At 70.1% G+C, this 15,767-nt stretch carries 12 protein-coding genes and 1 tRNA gene; 8 read left to right on the top strand and 5 right to left on the bottom strand.

The genetic code is table 11. The features are described 5' to 3' along the window. Window positions 1–7 precede the first annotated feature (7 nt). From CKY28_RS09030 to CKY28_RS09055, 6 genes are all read left to right on the top strand, one after another. Window positions 8–2,482, top strand: coding sequence for an NAD-dependent epimerase/dehydratase family protein (locus CKY28_RS09030; RefSeq protein WP_095998011.1), 2,475 nt, complete (start codon window positions 8–10; stop codon window positions 2,480–2,482). A gap of 148 nt (window positions 2,483–2,630) precedes the next feature. Next, window positions 2,631–4,904: an Ig-like domain-containing protein gene (locus CKY28_RS19275; protein WP_141243892.1), complete on the top strand. Its 2,274-nt coding sequence runs from the start codon at window positions 2,631–2,633 to the stop codon at window positions 4,902–4,904. A gap of 138 nt (window positions 4,905–5,042) precedes the next feature. Next, window positions 5,043–5,116 (top strand) — tRNA-Gly (locus tag CKY28_RS09040). 203 nt (window positions 5,117–5,319) lie between these two features. Then, window positions 5,320–5,526 (top strand): UDP binding domain-containing protein, encoded by a 207-nt coding sequence (locus tag CKY28_RS09045; protein WP_095998012.1) that lies wholly within the window; start codon window positions 5,320–5,322, stop codon window positions 5,524–5,526. Beyond that, window positions 5,523–6,509: an SDR family NAD(P)-dependent oxidoreductase gene (locus tag CKY28_RS09050; RefSeq protein WP_095998013.1), complete on the top strand. Its 987-nt coding sequence runs from the start codon at window positions 5,523–5,525 to the stop codon at window positions 6,507–6,509. Before CKY28_RS09045 ends, CKY28_RS09050 begins: the two co-directional genes overlap by 4 nt. A 110-nt stretch (window positions 6,510–6,619) precedes the next feature. Beyond that, window positions 6,620–6,808 (top strand): hypothetical protein, encoded by a 189-nt coding sequence (locus tag CKY28_RS09055; protein ID WP_141243893.1) that lies wholly within the window; start codon window positions 6,620–6,622, stop codon window positions 6,806–6,808. A 20-nt stretch (window positions 6,809–6,828) separates the two neighbouring features. On the opposite strand, the gene CKY28_RS09060 is transcribed toward CKY28_RS09055, so the two are convergent. The 5 genes from CKY28_RS09060 to lnt all read right to left on the bottom strand — a co-directional run bounded on the left by CKY28_RS09060 (window position 6,829) and on the right by lnt (window position 14,606). Next, window positions 6,829–8,412 carry a TolC family protein gene (locus CKY28_RS09060; protein ID WP_095998015.1) on the bottom strand — a complete coding sequence of 528 codons (1,584 nt, stop codon included), beginning with the start codon at window positions 8,410–8,412 and terminating at the stop codon, window positions 6,829–6,831. A 49-nt stretch (window positions 8,413–8,461) separates the two neighbouring features. Beyond that, entirely contained in the window at window positions 8,462–9,808 is a 1,347-nt protein-coding gene (locus CKY28_RS09065) for an HlyD family type I secretion periplasmic adaptor subunit (protein WP_095998016.1), read from the bottom strand. Window positions 9,809–9,813: 5 nt separating this feature from the next. Beyond that, entirely contained in the window at window positions 9,814–11,592 is a 1,779-nt protein-coding gene (locus CKY28_RS09070) for a type I secretion system permease/ATPase (RefSeq protein WP_095998017.1), read from the bottom strand. Window positions 11,593–11,814: 222 nt separating this feature from the next. Next, window positions 11,815–13,038: a methionine adenosyltransferase gene (gene metK, locus CKY28_RS09075; RefSeq protein ID WP_095998018.1), complete on the bottom strand. Its 1,224-nt coding sequence runs from the start codon at window positions 13,036–13,038 to the stop codon at window positions 11,815–11,817. A 41-nt stretch (window positions 13,039–13,079) separates the two neighbouring features. Further along, window positions 13,080–14,606 (bottom strand): apolipoprotein N-acyltransferase, encoded by a 1,527-nt coding sequence (gene lnt / locus CKY28_RS09080; protein ID WP_095998019.1) that lies wholly within the window; start codon window positions 14,604–14,606, stop codon window positions 13,080–13,082. Between the two features lie 371 nt (window positions 14,607–14,977). On the opposite strand from lnt, the gene CKY28_RS09085 reads away from it, so the two are divergent. Both CKY28_RS09085 and CKY28_RS09090 read left to right on the top strand, forming a co-directional pair. Then, the gene (locus CKY28_RS09085) at window positions 14,978–15,418 is read left to right on the top strand and encodes a VOC family protein (RefSeq protein ID WP_095998020.1); all 441 of its coding nucleotides are present in this window, start codon (window positions 14,978–14,980) and stop codon (window positions 15,416–15,418) included. Further along, a complete protein-coding gene (locus CKY28_RS09090) occupies window positions 15,415–15,717 on the top strand; it encodes a polyhydroxyalkanoic acid system family protein (protein ID WP_095998021.1) in 303 nt (100 codons plus the stop codon). Before CKY28_RS09085 ends, CKY28_RS09090 begins: the two co-directional genes overlap by 4 nt. The last annotated feature ends 50 nt before the right edge of the window (window positions 15,718–15,767 follow it).

Genomic DNA, 15,767 nt, shown 5'->3' on the forward strand with positions numbered 1-15,767 from the left:
AGAGCCGATGCCGAGCGCCGACGGGGCGAAGCCGCTGGTCGTCATCACGGGCGCGGCGGGCAATATCGGCCGCTCGCTCGCGAAGGCATTGGCCGACCGCTATCGCGTCGTCGGCCTCGACGTGACCGATACGGGCACCGACTTCCCGCTGATCGAAGTCGACCTGACGAAGGACGAGTCGGTCTCCGTGGCGCTCGCGCGGCTCCGCGAGGAGCACGGGTCGCGGATCGCCAGCGTGATCCACCTGGCCGCGTTCTTTGACTTCACGGGCGAGGACAAGCCGCAGTACCGCGCCGTCAACGTCGAGGGCACGCGCCGTCTGCTACGCGCGCTCCAGCCGCTCGAGGTCGAGCAGTTCCTCTATTCCAGCACCATGCTCGTCCACCGGCCCGGCAAGCCCGGCGAGGCGATCGACGAGTACCAGCCGATCGAGCCCGGCTGGGCCTATCCGAAGTCCAAGGCCGAGGCCGAGCAGGTCATCGCGCAAGAGCACGGGCGCATCCCCTACGTCCTGCTGCGGCTCGCGGGGCTGTACGACGAGGAGACCTCCGTCCCCACGCTCGCCAACCAGATCGCGCGCATCTACGAGCGCGACTTCCAGAGCCATCTCTACTCGGGCGACGTCCGCGCGGGGCAGGCGATGATCCACCGCGAGGACATGATCGACGCGTTCGTCCGCGCCGTCGACCGCCGCGCGGACCTGCCGCCCGACGCCGCCATCCTGGTCGGCGAGCGCGAGGCGATCGGTTACGACGACCTGCAGGACCGGCTGGGCAAGCTCATCCATGGGGAGGAGGATTGGGAGACGATCCGCGTCCCCGCGCCCGTCGCGGCGGTAGGCGCCTGGGCGCAGCTCAAGGCCGAGCCGATCGTCCCCGACGCGCTGGACGAGGGCGAGAAGCCGTTTATCCGCCCGTTCATGACGCGCATGGCGAGCGACCACTACGCGCTCAGGATCGAACGCGCCGAGAGCTGGCTCGGCTGGCGGCCGCGGCACCGGCTCTCCGACACGCTGCCCGCGACCGTGAAGCGGCTGAAGCGCGACCCGCTCGCCTGGTACAAGGCGAACAAGCTCAATCCGCCCGACTGGATGGAGGACGCCGCGGTAGCGGGCGAGAACCCGGAAGCGCTGCGTCGGGCCCATGAGGAGCGGTATCGCGCCCAGCACCGCGACACGCGCTGGGCGCATTTCGCGAACATCGGCTTGGGCGCCTGGATCCTGACGCAACCGGTGATGATCGAGGTGCGCGAGCCCTGGCTGTTCTGGTCGGAGATCGTGCTGGGCGCCGCGCTGATGGTGACCGCGTCCCTGTCCTTGAGCTGGCGGCTCGGCTGGGCGCGCTGGGCGACCGCCGGCGTGGCGGCGCTCATCATGGCGGTGCCCTTCGTCTTCTGGACCCGGAACCCCGCCGCCTTCCTGTCCGACACGATCGTCGGCCTCATGGCGTTCGGCTTCGCGATCTGCACCAAGCCGGAGGTCGGCCCGACGCCGCTCGCGGCGCTGACCGGCCCCACCACGCCGCCCGGATGGAGCTACAACCCGTCCAGCTGGACGCAGCGCATGCCGATCATCCTGCTCGCGCTCGTGGGTCTGCTGGTGAGCCGCTACCTGTCCAACTACCAGCTCGAGCAGATCGAGAACGTGTGGGAGCCCTTCTTCCCCGGCTCCGCCGCCGACCCGCAGAACGGGACGGAGGAGGTGATCACCTCCAGCGTGTCCGAGGCGTTCCCGGTGCCCGACGCGGCGCTGGGCGGCTACACCTACGCGCTCGAGATCCTGACGGGCATCGTCGGTACGCAGCGGCGCTGGCGCACCATGCCGTGGCTCGTCGTGCTGTTCGGCCTGATGATCGCGCCGCTCGGTATCACGTCGATCTTCTTCATCATCATCCAGCCCATCGTGATCGGCACCTGGGCGACGCTGACGCTGATCGCGGCGGCGGCCATGCTGATCCAGGTGCCCTTCAGCCTCGACGAGCTGCTCGCCACCATCCAGTTCATCCGCCGGCGGGCGAGGGCGGGGCGGCCCTGGCTGCGCGTGTTCCTGTTCGGCGACACGGACGAGGGGACACGCGACCAGCCGGCGGACGAGTTCGACCGGGGCCCCGGCGCGGTGTTCCGCGACATGTGGACGGGCGGCGTCAGCCTGCCCTGGAATCTGGCGCTCGCGGCGCTGGCCGCGGCGATGCTCCTGTTCACGCGGCTGACCTTCGGGGCGGAAGGGCTGATGGCGGACCTCGACCACCTGATCGGCTCGCTCGCGCTGACGGTGATCTCGATCGCGGTCGCCGAGGTCGCGCGGCCAGCGCGCTTCCTGCTCGTTCCGCTGGGGTTGGCGCTGTTCGCGACGCCGTTCATCGCTGGAGCGGGCACCGGCCACATGATCGCCAGCATCGCGGTCGGGGCCGCGCTGATCGCGCTAAGCCTGCGTCGCGGCGCGATACGGAACCGTTACGACCGCTGGAACAAGTATCTGATCTGACCGCCGGGGCCGGGCGGCGCGCTCGTCGCGCCGATCGCGGCTTTCGTCGCCCGCTCCGCCGCCTCGTCGCCCCGCCCGTCGCAGGCCGCGGGACAAGCGGCCGGCCGCCCTCCCATCGCCCCGCCCGTTCACAGGAAGGAGCGAAGCGGTGGTCGAGTTGGTTTCGGACGGGCAGGCTTGGGAAAGCATCAACGCGGCGGTGTCGGGCGATGGGAACATCATCGCCTATACGCGCCACACGGGCAGCATCGGGCAGCTCGTCGTAGTGAACCGCGCGACCGGCGTCGAGACGCTGATCGGCGGGATCGAGGGCGGCGAGAACGTCTACGGTTCCGGCACCTGGGGCGACATCACCGTGTCGGCCGACGGGCGCTACGTCACCTTCCTGTCGGGCGAGCCGGAGATCACGGGCGAGGACGACGATCCGATCATCGACGGCGAGGTCAGCCACCGCAACGACGTCTACATCCACGACACCGCCACCGGAACGACGACCCGCCTGGGATCGGCGGGCGAGCTGGACGGCGTCGTCGACGGGCTTTGGCCGAACCAGATGGCGACGTCGGCGGACGGGAGCCGGATCGCGTTCGCCGGCTGGACCTATGACGGCGACTACGGCGTGCGCGGCTACGTCTATCTCCACGACAAGGCCACGGGCGCGACCACGCTCGTCGAAGGTCCGCGCGGCGGCGACGGCACGGGCATGACCGGCCAATATTCCGACATCCAGGTGAGCGGCGACGGCGGCCACGTCTTCTTCCATATGTGGCCGACGGGCGAGCTCTGGGCCTATGACGTCGCGACCGGCGTCCAGACGACGCTGCCGATCGACCTGCAGAACGAGGAGCAGTGGAACGGGCTCAAGACCCATTCCTTCTCGGTCTCGCACGACGGGATGACCGTGGCTTTCTCGACGTACGACGCCGACGGGCGGCTGCAGGTCGCGATCCATGACCGGCGCACCGGCGGGACGGAGCTGGTCACCAGCTCCGCCGAGGACCATCATTTCGCCGTCAACCCGCAGCTCTCGGGCGACGGGCGCTTCCTGCTCTACTCCGCCAACCACGAGTTCGAAACGAACGTCTCGTTCGCGTGGCAGGACATCTACGTGCTCGACCGCACCACGGGCGAGACCAAGCTGCTCACCGGCGGCGACTTCGGCGGGGTCGCCCCGCAGCCGGGCAGCTACGCGGCGCACTTCTCGGGTGACGGGCGCACGATCGCGGTGGAGACGACGGGTTTCTGGGACGAAGCGTCGGCCCACGACTTCAACGAGCGCCCGGACGTGTACGCGTTCGACAATCCGTTCCTCCCGAGCTCTCCGTCGAACCGCGCGCCCGAGCCGAAGGACGATGCGATCTCGGTCGGCGAGGACGCGGAGGTCCTGTTCGACGCGTTGGCGAACGACGCGGACCCGGACGGCGACGCGATCAGGATCGTGGACGTCGCGGGCGGGGCGGTCGAGAACGGGTCCGTCTGGCTGACCGCCGACGGCCGCATCGGCGTCCGCCCGGTCGCCGGCCTGGGGCTGGGCGAGGGCGAGACCTTGGACCAGGTGGTGACCTACACGGTGCGGGACGCGCGCGGCGCGACCGGGACGGCGCAGCTGACCGTCAACGTGACGGGCGCGAACGACGCGCCGCTGGCGGTCGCCGACGCGATCGCGGTGGCGGAGGACGCGACCTCCGCCAACCTCTGGGACGCGCTGCTGGCGAACGACTCGGACCCTGACATGAACGACACGCGCACCATCGTATCGGTGGACGCGACCGGGTCGCTGGGCGGGGTCGTGTTCGACGCGACGGCGCGCACGCTGCGCTACGTCGCGTCCGGCTTCGACGCCCTCGAGGCGGGACAGACCGCCGCCGACACCTTCACCTATACGATCCGCGACGCCGCCGGCCAGCTCAGCACCGCCACGGTGACCGCCACCGTGACCGGCGTCGCGGAAGGCGACGGCTGGATCTACGGGACGCCGCTCACGGATCGTCTCCAGGGCGGCGTGGGCGACGACCGGATCGCGGGCCTCGCGGGCGCCGACACCCTGCTCGGCGGCGGTGGCGACGACGTGCTCGTCGGCGGCGCGGGCTCGGACGTGATGACCGGGGGATCGGGGCGCGACGTGTTCCTGTTCGACGCCGCGGGTCCGGGCGGGCGCGACCGGATCACCGACTTCGACGCCGGCGACTTCCTCGTCTCCCGCGCCGCGCTGCCCGACGGCAACCGCGACGGGCGCATCGACTCGGGGGGCGACCGGGTGTTCAACTTCGGCGACGGCACGGTCGCGATCACGACGGCGAACGGCGCGGCCGTGCGCTCGCTCGAGTATGACGGCGTGTTCCGGAAGGACGGCGTGGACTACCATGTCTACAGCCTGCTGCGCAGCACGGCCGATCCGCTGACGGCGCTCGACAACCTCTGACGAGGGTGCGCGGGGGTTCCCGCCGCATGCCGGGCCCGGTCGCGACGGCGATCGGGCCCGTTCGCGCGCTACTCATGCACGTTGACGCCGGCGCTCGGAATGTGGCACTCGGCCCGAACAGCGCGACGCCGTCGTCCCGCGGGTGTAGCTCAATGGTAGAGCAGAAGCTTCCCAAGCTTACGACGAGGGTTCGATTCCCTTCACCCGCTCCAGCTTCCCCGGCGATCTAGCGCGCACCCTCCCGACACCCCGTCCCGAATTGATGCGGCCTTTTCGCGCGCCGGCCGCATCGGGTCATTGAACTGTCACCCGCCCGACCTAATCGCTGGCCGATCAAGAGCCGGGGCGTCGTCGCCACCTGGCCTGCAGGGAGCAGCGTGAACCATGCCGACCAGCGTCTTCGTGAACGAATTCCATTACGACAACGCCGGGTCCGTACCAGGCGATCGAGGGCGCGGACGCGCTGGCGATCGTGACCGAGTGGGACGCGTTCCGCGCGCTCGACCTCGGGCGCGTCAAGTCGCTGCTCAACGAGCCGGTGCTGGTCGACCTGCGCAACATCTACAATCCCCATGAAGTGGAGGCCGCGGGCTTCGCCTATACCGGCGTGGGCCGGCGATGAGCCTTCGGCCCGACCCCGTTCTGGTCACGGGCGCGGCGGGCTTCATCGGCCACGCCGTCGCGCATCGGCTGCTCGGGCGCGGCGAGCGCGTGATCGGGCTCGATATCGTCAACGACTATTACGACGTCGGGCTCAAGGAGGCGCGGCTCTCCACGCTGAACGGCCACGCGGCGTTCGACTTCCACCGGATCGACGTCGCGGACGCCGACCAGGTCGCGGCGCTGGTCCGCGACGCGGGGGTGCGTCGGGTCGTCCACCTCGCCGCGCAAGCGGGGGTCCGTTACAGCCTGGAAAACCCGTTCGCCTATCAGCGGTCGAACCTTCAAGGCCATCTCGCCGTACTGGAGGCCTGCCGCCACGCGCCCGGCTTCGAGCATCTCGTTTACGCCTCGTCGAGCTCCGTCTACGGCGACAAGCCGATGGGCGGCGAGGGGTTCACCGAGGACGAGCCGGCGACGGCGCCCGTATCGTTCTACGCGGCGACCAAGCGCGCGTGCGAGCTGATGAGCGCGAGCTACGCGGCCCTGTACAAATTCCCGCAGACGGGGCTGCGCTTCTTCACCGTCTACGGCCCCTGGGGGCGGCCGGACATGGCGATCTTCGGCTTCACCCGTAAAATACTCTCCGGGGAGCCGATCGAGGTCTATGGCGAGGGGCGCATGGCGCGCGACTTCACCTATATCGACGACATCGTCGACGGCGTGGTCGGCGCGCTCGATCGGGCACCGGCGTCGGGTGAGCACCGCGTCCTCAACATCGGCGACAGCCATCCGGTCGGACTAATGGACATGATCGGCAGCCTCGAGCGTGCGCTAGGCCGCGAGGCGGTCAAGATTATGCGTCCCATGCAGCCGGGCGACGTGACCGCGACGTTCGCCGACGTGTCGCGGCTGCGCGCGCTGACCGGCTATCGGCCGCGCGTCATGCTCGACGAGGGCATCGATCGTTTCGTGAGCTGGTATCGCGAGTTCTACCGGGCCTGAGCCGCGGTCGATCAACCAGAGCTGATTGTAAATCTTTGCTTAGTTAACACACTGTATAGCAGAGCGGATTTCTGCTATCCCATGATCATCCATAATAAATGGGGGCGATCATGTCGGTTTTGATGGGCATCGCGCTGTTCTGGTTGGCGATCGCGGCCATCAACTTCGCGATCCTCATCGGCGCGCGATACTCGGTACGGCTCTACGACGCCCTATACGGTCCGCAACCGATCGAGGTTCCGGTCGAGCGCCGCCCCATCGCCGCCGCCAATGAGACGGAGATACGGCTCGCCGCCTGAGCGCGGCGTAGGCGGACGGCTCAGCGGCGCGTCAGCGGCGGCAGTGCAGGCTCGGCCTTGAGCACCGGCGGCTCGGTCTCGAGCCGGCCCGCCGGGTCGCGGATCGGACGATCGGACCGGTTGTCGCGCACAACCAAACCTTCGAGCGAAGACAGGGCGGGGGTGATGAGCGGTATATCGCCCTTGCCGCGCACACGCTCGAAGTTCTCGGTGGGGTCGTAGGCGCGGATATCCGGCACGAGCAGCGGCCCTTCGAGCCGGCCCATGGCGGCGAGCAGGTTGGCGCGCGCGATATACTCGTTCGCCTGCACGGTGATGAGGTTGAGGCGGGTGTTCAGCAGGTCGCGCAACAGGTCGAGCACGTCGAGCGTCGTCCGCGCGCCCGCCTTTTCCTGCTCCAGCGCGCCCTCATAGGCGCGCCGCGCGGCGTCCTCCGCGCGGGTGTAGTTCACGATCGCCGCGCGCGCGGCGGTCAGCTGGCTCCAACTCGACCCCACGCCCAGACGTACGTCGCGCAGCGCCTGGTCGATCAGTCGCCAATCGGCCTCGTTCGCCTCCAGCGCGGCGCGCTCGTTGGCGCGGCGCAGCCCCGAGTCGATGAGTGGCATCGAGAAGGTCAGGTCGCCGCGCAGCTGCGTCGTGCGCAGGTCGCTGGAGTAGGGCGTCGTGGTGCCATAGGCGGCGCTGCCGCGCAGGTCGAGGCGCGGGCGCTGCTCGGCGCGCGCGGCCGCGACGCCGGCGCGCGAGATCTTCTCGCGCGACTGGGCGGCGCGGATCAGCGCGCTGTTGACCTCGGCATAGTCGTAGGCGGCCTCCACGGTTTCCGCGCCGAGCGGCAGCGGCTCGGGCTCGGCCAACTCGATGGCGGCGGGGGCGCCCACGGCGTTCAGAAAGTCGGCGCGGCTCGCGTTGAGGCGACCCTGGGCCTCCAGGAGCTGCGCCCGGCCGAGCTCGACGCGCGTTTCGATCTGCTGAAGGTCGGTCGACGTGATCTCGCGCACGCGGAAGCGCTCGGCGGAGTCGCGGTACTGGCGACCGAGAAGGTCGAGGTTCTGCTGCGAGATGTTGACGAAATTCGTCTCGCGCTGAACGGAGACGAACGCGGTCACCACGTCGAGGAGGATCTGCGCCTCCTGAAGCCGCAGCGAGTCGCGACCCAGCGCGATCTCCGCGCGCGCCTGCTCCTCCGCGCTACGCAGGCGGCCGAAGGTGAAGAGCGGCTGGTTAAAGACGGCCTGCGCCGTGTTCGAGAAACCCTGACGGCCGTTAAAGGTGCGCGGCAGGATCTCGAACCGGTCGCGCTGATAGGATTGCGCCGCGGCCAGGTCGAGCTGCGGCCCGAACTGCGCGCGCGCGGCGGGCAGGCGGTTGTCGGTCGACCGGAGGCTCGCGCGCTGGGCGAGCAGGTTGGGATTGGTCGAATAGGCGACGGCGATCGCCTCGCGCAGCGTCGCCACGGGCTGGGCGACGGGACGCGCCGCCACGGCGGGATCGGCCTGCTCGGGCAGGCTAGGCGCGTAGACGGGCGGACGCGGCCCCGTGGGGATGCCGTCCTGCTGTGCGGCGGCCGCGCTCGCCATCGCGGCGAGCGAGGCCGCTCCCATGACGGCGCAGCGCCGTCCCCCCTTCGTAAACACCTCTAGCCCTCGACGGTCAGTTGTTGTCGTTGAACGATCGCGCCAGCTGGTCGCTGAGCGGTTTGGTAAGATAGGACAGCATCGAGCGGTTGCCCGTCTCGATATAGACTTCCGCCGGCATGCCCGGCTTGAGCTGGATGCGGCGTTGCTGCGACAGCGCGGCCTCGTCGATCTCCAGGCGTACCTGGTAGTAGCTGGCGCCCGTCCGCTCCTCGTCGGTGCGCTCGGCGGCGACCACGGCGACGCGGCCCGGAATCTCGGGCGTGCTGGTCGCGCTGAAGGCGGAGAAGCGGATGCGCGCGGGCTGGCCGGCGCGCACTTGATCGATATCGGCGGGGCTGACCATTGCCTCGACCACGAGCTTGTCGTCGTCCGGCACGATCTCCATGATCGTCTCCGCGGGCCTCACCACGTCGCCGATCGTCGCGAAGGCGAGCTTGTCCACCGTGCCCGCATAAGGCGCGCGGATGACCGAGCGCTCCTGGACGTCGCCGGCCGACACCGAGCGGACCTGCTGCTGGTTCAGCGCGGCGTTGACCTGGGCGAGCTGCGTGCCCGCCTCCGAGCGGCGCGTTTGACCGAGCTGGATCAGCTGCTCGCGCGCCTCCGTGATGCGCGCCTGGGTTTGCGCGATCTGCGCGTTCAACGCGGCGATCTGCCCTTGCAGGTCGACCTGGGTGCGCTCGAGCTGGTTCAGGCGGCTGATCGTGACCAGGTCCTTTTCCCAGAGGTCCCTCACGCCCTTGCGCTCCGGTTCGATGAGCGCCGTCTGCTGGCGCATCGCGTTGATCTGCGCGCCATAGCTGGCGATCTGCTGCTCATTCTGCGCGATACGGGCGGTGAGCTGGGCGCGGATGCCCGCCTGCTCGGCCTGGCGGATAGCGAACAGCTTCTGCTCGTCGGCCAGCGCCTTGCGCGCGCCGGGGTCGTTGCGGCGGAGCTCGGCCGGGATCGACATGCCGGACGCGCCGAGGCGCTCGGCCTCGAGCCGCGCTCGCTGGGCGAGGAGCTGATCGACCGACAGCTCGGACAGCTGCGCGTCGGCGCCGGAGACGGTGTCGTCCAGGCGCATCAGGATCTCGCCCTTTTCGACATGGTCGCCGTTCTTGACGTAGATCTCGGAGATGATGCCGCCCGTGGGGTGCGCGACGCGCTTGACGCGCGACTCCACGGCCACGGACCCGCCGCCCATGACCGCGCCGCCGATGGGCACGAAGGCGGCGGCCGAGCCGATGCCGAACACCAGCACCGCGATGGCGATGAGCGCCAGCCGCAGCTTGCCGCGGATGGTCGTCTCGGGATCATAGGACGGCCCGCCATAGGGCACGAGCTGTCCGGAAAGGGCGGGAAGTCGTGTGGCCATGTCTCTCAAGCCTCCTCGGCCGCGGCCGGCGCGGCCGCCGGGCCGCCGCCGGCGACCGCCGCGCTACGCTGGTGCTCGCGGATGGGCACGGGCCGGGCGGTAATCTTGGCCAACACCTCGTCGCGCGGACCGAACGCCTCGATGCGGCCCTCGCGCATAAAGCAAACCTTGTTGACCTGGGCAAGCGCGGAGGGGCGGTGCGCGATCAGCACCGCGATGCCGCCGCGGTCGCGGATCGCCCGCACCGCGCGCTCCAGCGCCTGCTCGCCGGCGGCGTCCAGGTTCGAGTTGGGCTCGTCGAGCAGCACCAGGAACGGGTCGCGGTAGAGCGCGCGGGCGAGGCCGATGCGCTGGCGCTGGCCGGCGGACAGCTCGGAGCCGTCCGCGCCCACGGGCGTCTCATAACCCTGCGGCAGCGACACGATCATCTCGTGCACGCCCGCGACCTGGGCGGCGGCGATCACCGCCTCCGAGTCCGGCTCGGGTTCGAAGCGGGAGATGTTCTGGGCGACCGTGCCCTCCAGCAGCTCCACCGTCTGAGGGAGGTAGCCGATGAACTCGCCGAGCGAGTCGGGGTGCCACTGGTCGAGCGTCGCGCCGTCGAGGCGTACCGCGCCGCGCGCCGGCCGCCACACGCCGATCAGCGCGCGGCCGAGCGACGTCTTACCGGCGGCGCTGGGCCCGATCACGCCGAGCGCGTCGCCCGCCTCCAGCCGGAAGTCGGCATTCTGGACGGTGACGCGCTGGGTGCCCGGGGGCGCCACCACCAGCTGCTGCACGAGGAGCTCGCGGGTGGGGCGGGGCAGGATGGTCGACACGGCCGGCTCGCCCGGCACGCGGCCGAGCAGGTCGGCGAGCCGCGCCCAGCCCTGGCGCGCGGCGGAGAAGTTGCGCCAGTTCGCGATGGCGCCGTCCACCGGCGCGAGCGCGCGGCCGGCGAGGATGGAGGAGGCGAAGATCACGCCGCCGCTGGCCTCGCCATCGATCACGAGGAGCGCGCCCACCGTCAGCACCAGCGACTGGAGCAGCAACCGGAAGACGCGGCCGATGCCGCCCAGCACGCCGACCGCGCGGCCCATGCGGTCGTTGGCGGCGAGGAACTGGTCGTTGATCTCCGCCCAGCGCTCCTGCATCCGGGTGCGCATGCCGAGCGCGGAGAGCACCTCCACGTGGCGCAGGTTCGACTCTGCGGCGCCGTTGCGCAGCGCCGAGAGCTGCGTCAGCGCCGCCACGGGCTGGCGCGTGCGGCGGTCGGTCAGCGCCGTCAGCGCGATCAGGATGATGGCGCCCACCAGCGCGGTCACGCCCAGCCAGTAGTGGAGCATGAACAGGATCAGGAGGAAGAACAGGATCCAGGGCAGGTCGATCAGCGCCGCCGGCCCGGCGCTGGCGAGGAAGCCGCGGACCTGGTCGAGGTCGCGCATGACGGTTAAGCCGTCGCCCGGCATCCTGGCGCCGCGCAGCCGCGCCTCGGCGATGGCGCCCTGGACGCGCAGCGCGAGCTGACGGTCGAGCCCGGCGGCGACGTCGGACAGGATGCGCTGGCGCATCGTGTCGAACAAGCCCTGGAACGCGTACACCACGACCAACAGGGCGAGCAGCGAGAGCAGGGTGGGCACGCTGTTGCTGGGCAGCACCGAGTCGTACACCATCATCATGTAGATGGAGCCGGCGAGCAGCAGCACGTTGAGCACGGCGCTCAAGATCGCGACCGTGATGAAGGCGGTGCGGTAGCGCGCCACCGCCGCTTTGAGTTCGTTCCGCCCGCCGTTCAAACCCGTCATGTAAACCCCGTACCGCGCTTCCGAAGCCAGCGAACTGGCCGCGGCGCCGTCCCGCCCCGTCTAGCCTAATCAGTGGACGTCGGCGGAGCGAAGCCGCCGTACGTGATCCGACCTTATTGATTTTCGCCAATTTCCGCCAGTCGTTTCCGACGAGCTGCGACGGGCTGGACGAAAAGGACGGTTTTCGGCGCGGGCGGGGACGGCGTCGGGGCCGGCCCCGGCTCAGGCGGCGAGGGCGGCGCGGAGCTTGTCGACGAGGTCCGTGCGCTCCCAGGTGAAGTGGTCGCCGTCAGCGTCGCGGCCGAAATGGCCGTAGGCGGCGGTGCGCTGGTAGATGGGGGCGTTGAGCTTCAGGTGCTCGCGGATGCCCTTGGGCGTCAGGCGCACGAGTTGCGGCAGCACCGCCTCGAGCTCGGCCGCGTCCACCGTGCCGGTGCCGTGGAGGTCGACATAGACCGAGAGCGGCTCGGCCACGCCGATCGCGTAGGAGAGCTGGATGGTGCAGCGCTTGGCGAGGCCGGCCGCGACCACGTTCTTGGCGAGGTAGCGCGAGACGTAGGCGGCCGAGCGGTCGACCTTGGTCGGGTCCTTGCCCGAGAACGCGCCGCCGCCGTGGGGCGCTGCGCCGCCGTAGGTGTCGACGATGATCTTGCGGCCCGTGAGCCCCGCGTCCCCGTCCGGCCCGCCGATCTCGAAGCGGCCGGTCGGGTTGACGTAGATCTTGGTCTCGTCGGTGATGAAGCCCTGCGGCAGGACGTCGTGGAACACGCCCACGACATAGTCGCGGAGCTGCTTGTACTTGGCCGCGTCCGAGCCGGGCTTGCCGTCGTCGCAATAACCCGGCGCGTGCTGGGTGGACACGACGAGCGCGGTCGCGCGGACGGGCGCGCCGTTCTCATAGTGGAGCGTCACCTGGCTCTTGGCGTCCGGCTCGAGGAAGGGCGCGGCGCCCGAATGGCGATCCTGCGCCATGCGCTCGAGGATGCGGTGCGAGTAGTAGAGCGTGGCGGGCAGGAAGTCGGGCGTCTCGTCGGTGGCGTAGCCGAACATGATGCCCTGGTCGCCCGCGCCCTCGTCCTTGTTGCCGCCCTCGTCGACGCCCTGCGCGATGTGCGCGGACTGGCCGTGCAGGTTATTCGAGAAGTCGAGCCGCTCCCAGTGGAAGCCGTCCTGCTCGTAGCCGATGCGCTTCACCGTCTCGCGGACGACGCGCTCGATCTCGTCCTGGACGCCGGGCGCCCACTGGTCGTTCTCATAGACGCCGCGGCCGCGGATTTCGCCGGCGAGGACGACCTTGTTGGTGGTGGTCAGCGTCTCGCAGGCGACGCGCGCCTCCGGGTCCTTGGAGAGGAACAGGTCGACCACCGCGTCCGAGATCTGGTCGGCAACCTTGTCGGGGTGGCCTTCGGACACGGACTCGGAGGTGAAGATGTAGGATTGGCGCATCGACGGTCCCAGCTGATATAAAGAAAGCTTTATATGAGCCGTTAGCGGCGGCGGGCGCGGAAGGCAACGGCTCCGAGGAGGAGCGCGAGTTCCACGATGAGCGCGAGGAGGTTGCCCAGCCGCGCGAAGAGCGTGGGCGGGAGCGGCGGCGGGACCGGCAGCTCAATCGCGCCGGCCGTCTCATGCGGGATCGTGGCGAGGAGACGACCGTCGGCGGCGATAATTGCGGAGATGCCCGTGGGCGTCGCGCGGATGATGGGCAGCCCCTCCTCAATCGCGCGCATGCGGGCCTGCGCCAAGTGCTGGGGTGGGCCCCATTTCCCAAACCAGGCGTCGTTCGACGGGTTGAAGATGAAGCTGGGGCGCTGCCGGTCGTCGACGACCTCGCCGGAGAAGATGATCTCGTAGCAGAGCTGCATGCCCACGGGGCCGAGGCCGGGCAGGGCTAGGTTGTGCGGGCCGGGGCCGGGCGAGAAGTCGAAGTCGCCGGGGACGAGGCGGCGGAGGCCTAAGGGCTCGAGCAGCCAGGGCATGGGCAGATACTCGCCATAGGGGACGAGGTGCGCCTTGTCGTAGCGGCCGATCAGCCGGCCCCTGGCGTCGATCGCGAAGACGGAGTTCGTCGCGGACGCGATGCGCTCGTCGGGCGTGAACTCCAATGCGGTGCCGCCGGTTACGACGAGGTCGCGGGGGCCGAGCACGCTGGCGATGCGCCGCCTGGTCCAGGGCGCGGGGCGGCCGGCATAGACCCAGCCGGGATAGCCGTCCTCGAGCAGGTCGCGCACGACGCCCTCCGGCCAGACGACAAGGCGCTGGCGCGGGCCGGGTTCGCCCGAGCGCTCCAGCAGCGCGCGGAGCACCCGCTCGCCGTCGTCGGGGCCGCGCTCGTGCTGGCCGATATTGGGCTGCACCACGCGGACGAGCGGGCCGCCGGGCACGGCGTCGGGCGCGCGGGTGAGCGGGGCGGACAGCGCGGCGAGCGCGGTCACGCCCAAGCCGATCGCGGGCATCGTCCAGCGGCGGCGGAGCAGGAGCAGGAGGCTGACTGCCAGCGCGACGGTGAGGCCGGAGAGGGCGTAGGTGCCGACCCAGGCGGAGAGCCGGGCGACGCCGATGACCGGTAGCCAGACGACCGAGACGGGGTCCCAGGCGTAGCCGGTGAACAGGACGCCGCGGAGGTACTCGGTGGCGATCCAGGCGGCGCCGAAGGCGAGCACATAAGGCGTGTCGGCCTTCTTACCGCGGAAGCGCCAGGCAATCCCCGCCGCCATCGCTGGATAGACTGCCAGATAGACGGCGAGCGCGACCGCGGCGAAATAGCCGAGCACAGGCGGCATCGCGTCCTGGAAATCGAAGGCGTGCTGGAACCAGTTGTTGTTGACGGTGAAATGCCCGACGCCGAACGCGTAACCGCGCCACAGCGCCGACTTCAGCGAAGGCGCGTGGTGGACGATCCACGCCCAGGCGGCGAGGCAGAGGAGCGTCAGCGGCCAGAGCTGGAGCGGCGCGAACCCGGTCGCGGCGATCGCGCCGAGAGCCAAGGACAGGAGGGCGGGATAGCGGAGCACGCCGCCGCTATGGGGTGCGTTCGTTACGCCCGCAATGCCGGGGACGGCGCGCTGCGGACCGCCGGATGCCGGGCGGAAGTTCACGACTTGGACGTCATTGACACGGGATCGCCTATCTCTGGCCTCCTACCTCGGTCGCGAGCAGGTCGGGTCGGCGCTATGTCGTTGATCACGCAGGATTAAGAGCGCGTCGGCGAGTTTGACAAGCATTGACGCCCGGCGAGGGCGGGAAGCAGTGGGTGAGGCGAGGCGGCCGCGCATCCGACAGCTTGGATCAGAAAGCGCGGCTGTAGGACAGCCCCAAGCCGCGAGGCCGCTCGGAGAATGTGGAAGGGCGTGACGCGTGGGCGTGGGTGGCTTATCGTCGGGTCATGACCTTGCGACCGTTCCACCTCGCCTTTCCCGTCCACGACCTCGACGCGGCGCGCGCCTTTTACGGGGGCGTGCTCGGGTGCGGGGAGGGGCGGTCGAGCGACAGCTGGATCGACTTCGACCTGTTCGGGCATCAGATCGTGGCGCATCTCGACCCCTCAGCGCGGGCCGTTGCGGTCGAGAACGCGGTGGACGGGCATCATGTGCCGGTGCCGCATTTCGGCGTGGTGCTGCGGATGGAGGACTGGGAGACGCTGGCCGAGCGGGTGCGCGCGGCGGGGGTGCGGTTCGGGATCGAGCCGCATGTGCGCTTCAAGGGCCAGGCGGGCGAGCAGGCGACGATGTTCTTTCTCGACCCCAGCGGCAACGCGCTGGAGTTCAAAGCCTTCGCCGACGACGCGATGATCTTCGCGACCGAGCTCAAGAAGGTGGCGGCGTGAGCGCGCCGGTCGAGGTCGACCTGCCGCACCAGCTGGGGCGCGAGGAGGCGCGGCGGCGCATCGAGCGGAGCTTCGGCAAGCTGTCGGGCTGGATACCGGGCGGGCAGGTGACCGAGCATCGCTGGGAAGGCGATACGCTGACCTTCACCGTCGCGGCGATGGGGCAGCGGGTGCATGCGCGGCTCGACGTGCGCGACGCGCTGGTCCACGCGCGGATCGAGCTGCCGCCGATGCTGGGGATGTTCGCGGGGCAGATCGGGGCGGCACTCAAGGCGAACGGGCCTAAATTGCTGCGCTAGGGCGCACGCGCCGAGCGCAGCTCGAAGCGAGACGCCCAAGCACGGCCGGC

It is taken from the genome of Sphingomonas lenta, from assembly GCF_002288825.1.
Classification (GTDB): Bacteria; Pseudomonadota; Alphaproteobacteria; order Sphingomonadales; family Sphingomonadaceae; genus Sphingomonas; species Sphingomonas lenta.

Bases quoted from the DNA above. Each gene is read 5' to 3' on its own strand.
- CKY28_RS09030 (WP_095998011.1), top strand. From the start codon at position 8: ATGCCGAGCGCCGACGGGGCGAAGCCGCTGGTCGTCATCACGGGCGCG.
- CKY28_RS09050 (WP_095998013.1), top strand. From the start codon at position 5,523: ATGAGCCTTCGGCCCGACCCCGTTCTGGTCACGGGCGCGGCGGGCTTC.
- CKY28_RS09055 (WP_141243893.1), top strand. From the start codon at position 6,620: ATGTCGGTTTTGATGGGCATCGCGCTGTTCTGGTTGGCGATCGCGGCC.
- CKY28_RS09060 (WP_095998015.1), bottom strand. From the start codon at position 8,412: ATGGGAGCGGCCTCGCTCGCCGCGATGGCGAGCGCGGCCGCCGCACAG.
- CKY28_RS09065 (WP_095998016.1), bottom strand. From the start codon at position 9,808: ATGGCCACACGACTTCCCGCCCTTTCCGGACAGCTCGTGCCCTATGGC.
- CKY28_RS09070 (WP_095998017.1), bottom strand. From the start codon at position 11,592: ATGACGGGTTTGAACGGCGGGCGGAACGAACTCAAAGCGGCGGTGGCG.
- metK (WP_095998018.1), bottom strand. From the start codon at position 13,038: ATGCGCCAATCCTACATCTTCACCTCCGAGTCCGTGTCCGAAGGCCAC.
- CKY28_RS09085 (WP_095998020.1), top strand. From the start codon at position 14,978: ATGACCTTGCGACCGTTCCACCTCGCCTTTCCCGTCCACGACCTCGAC.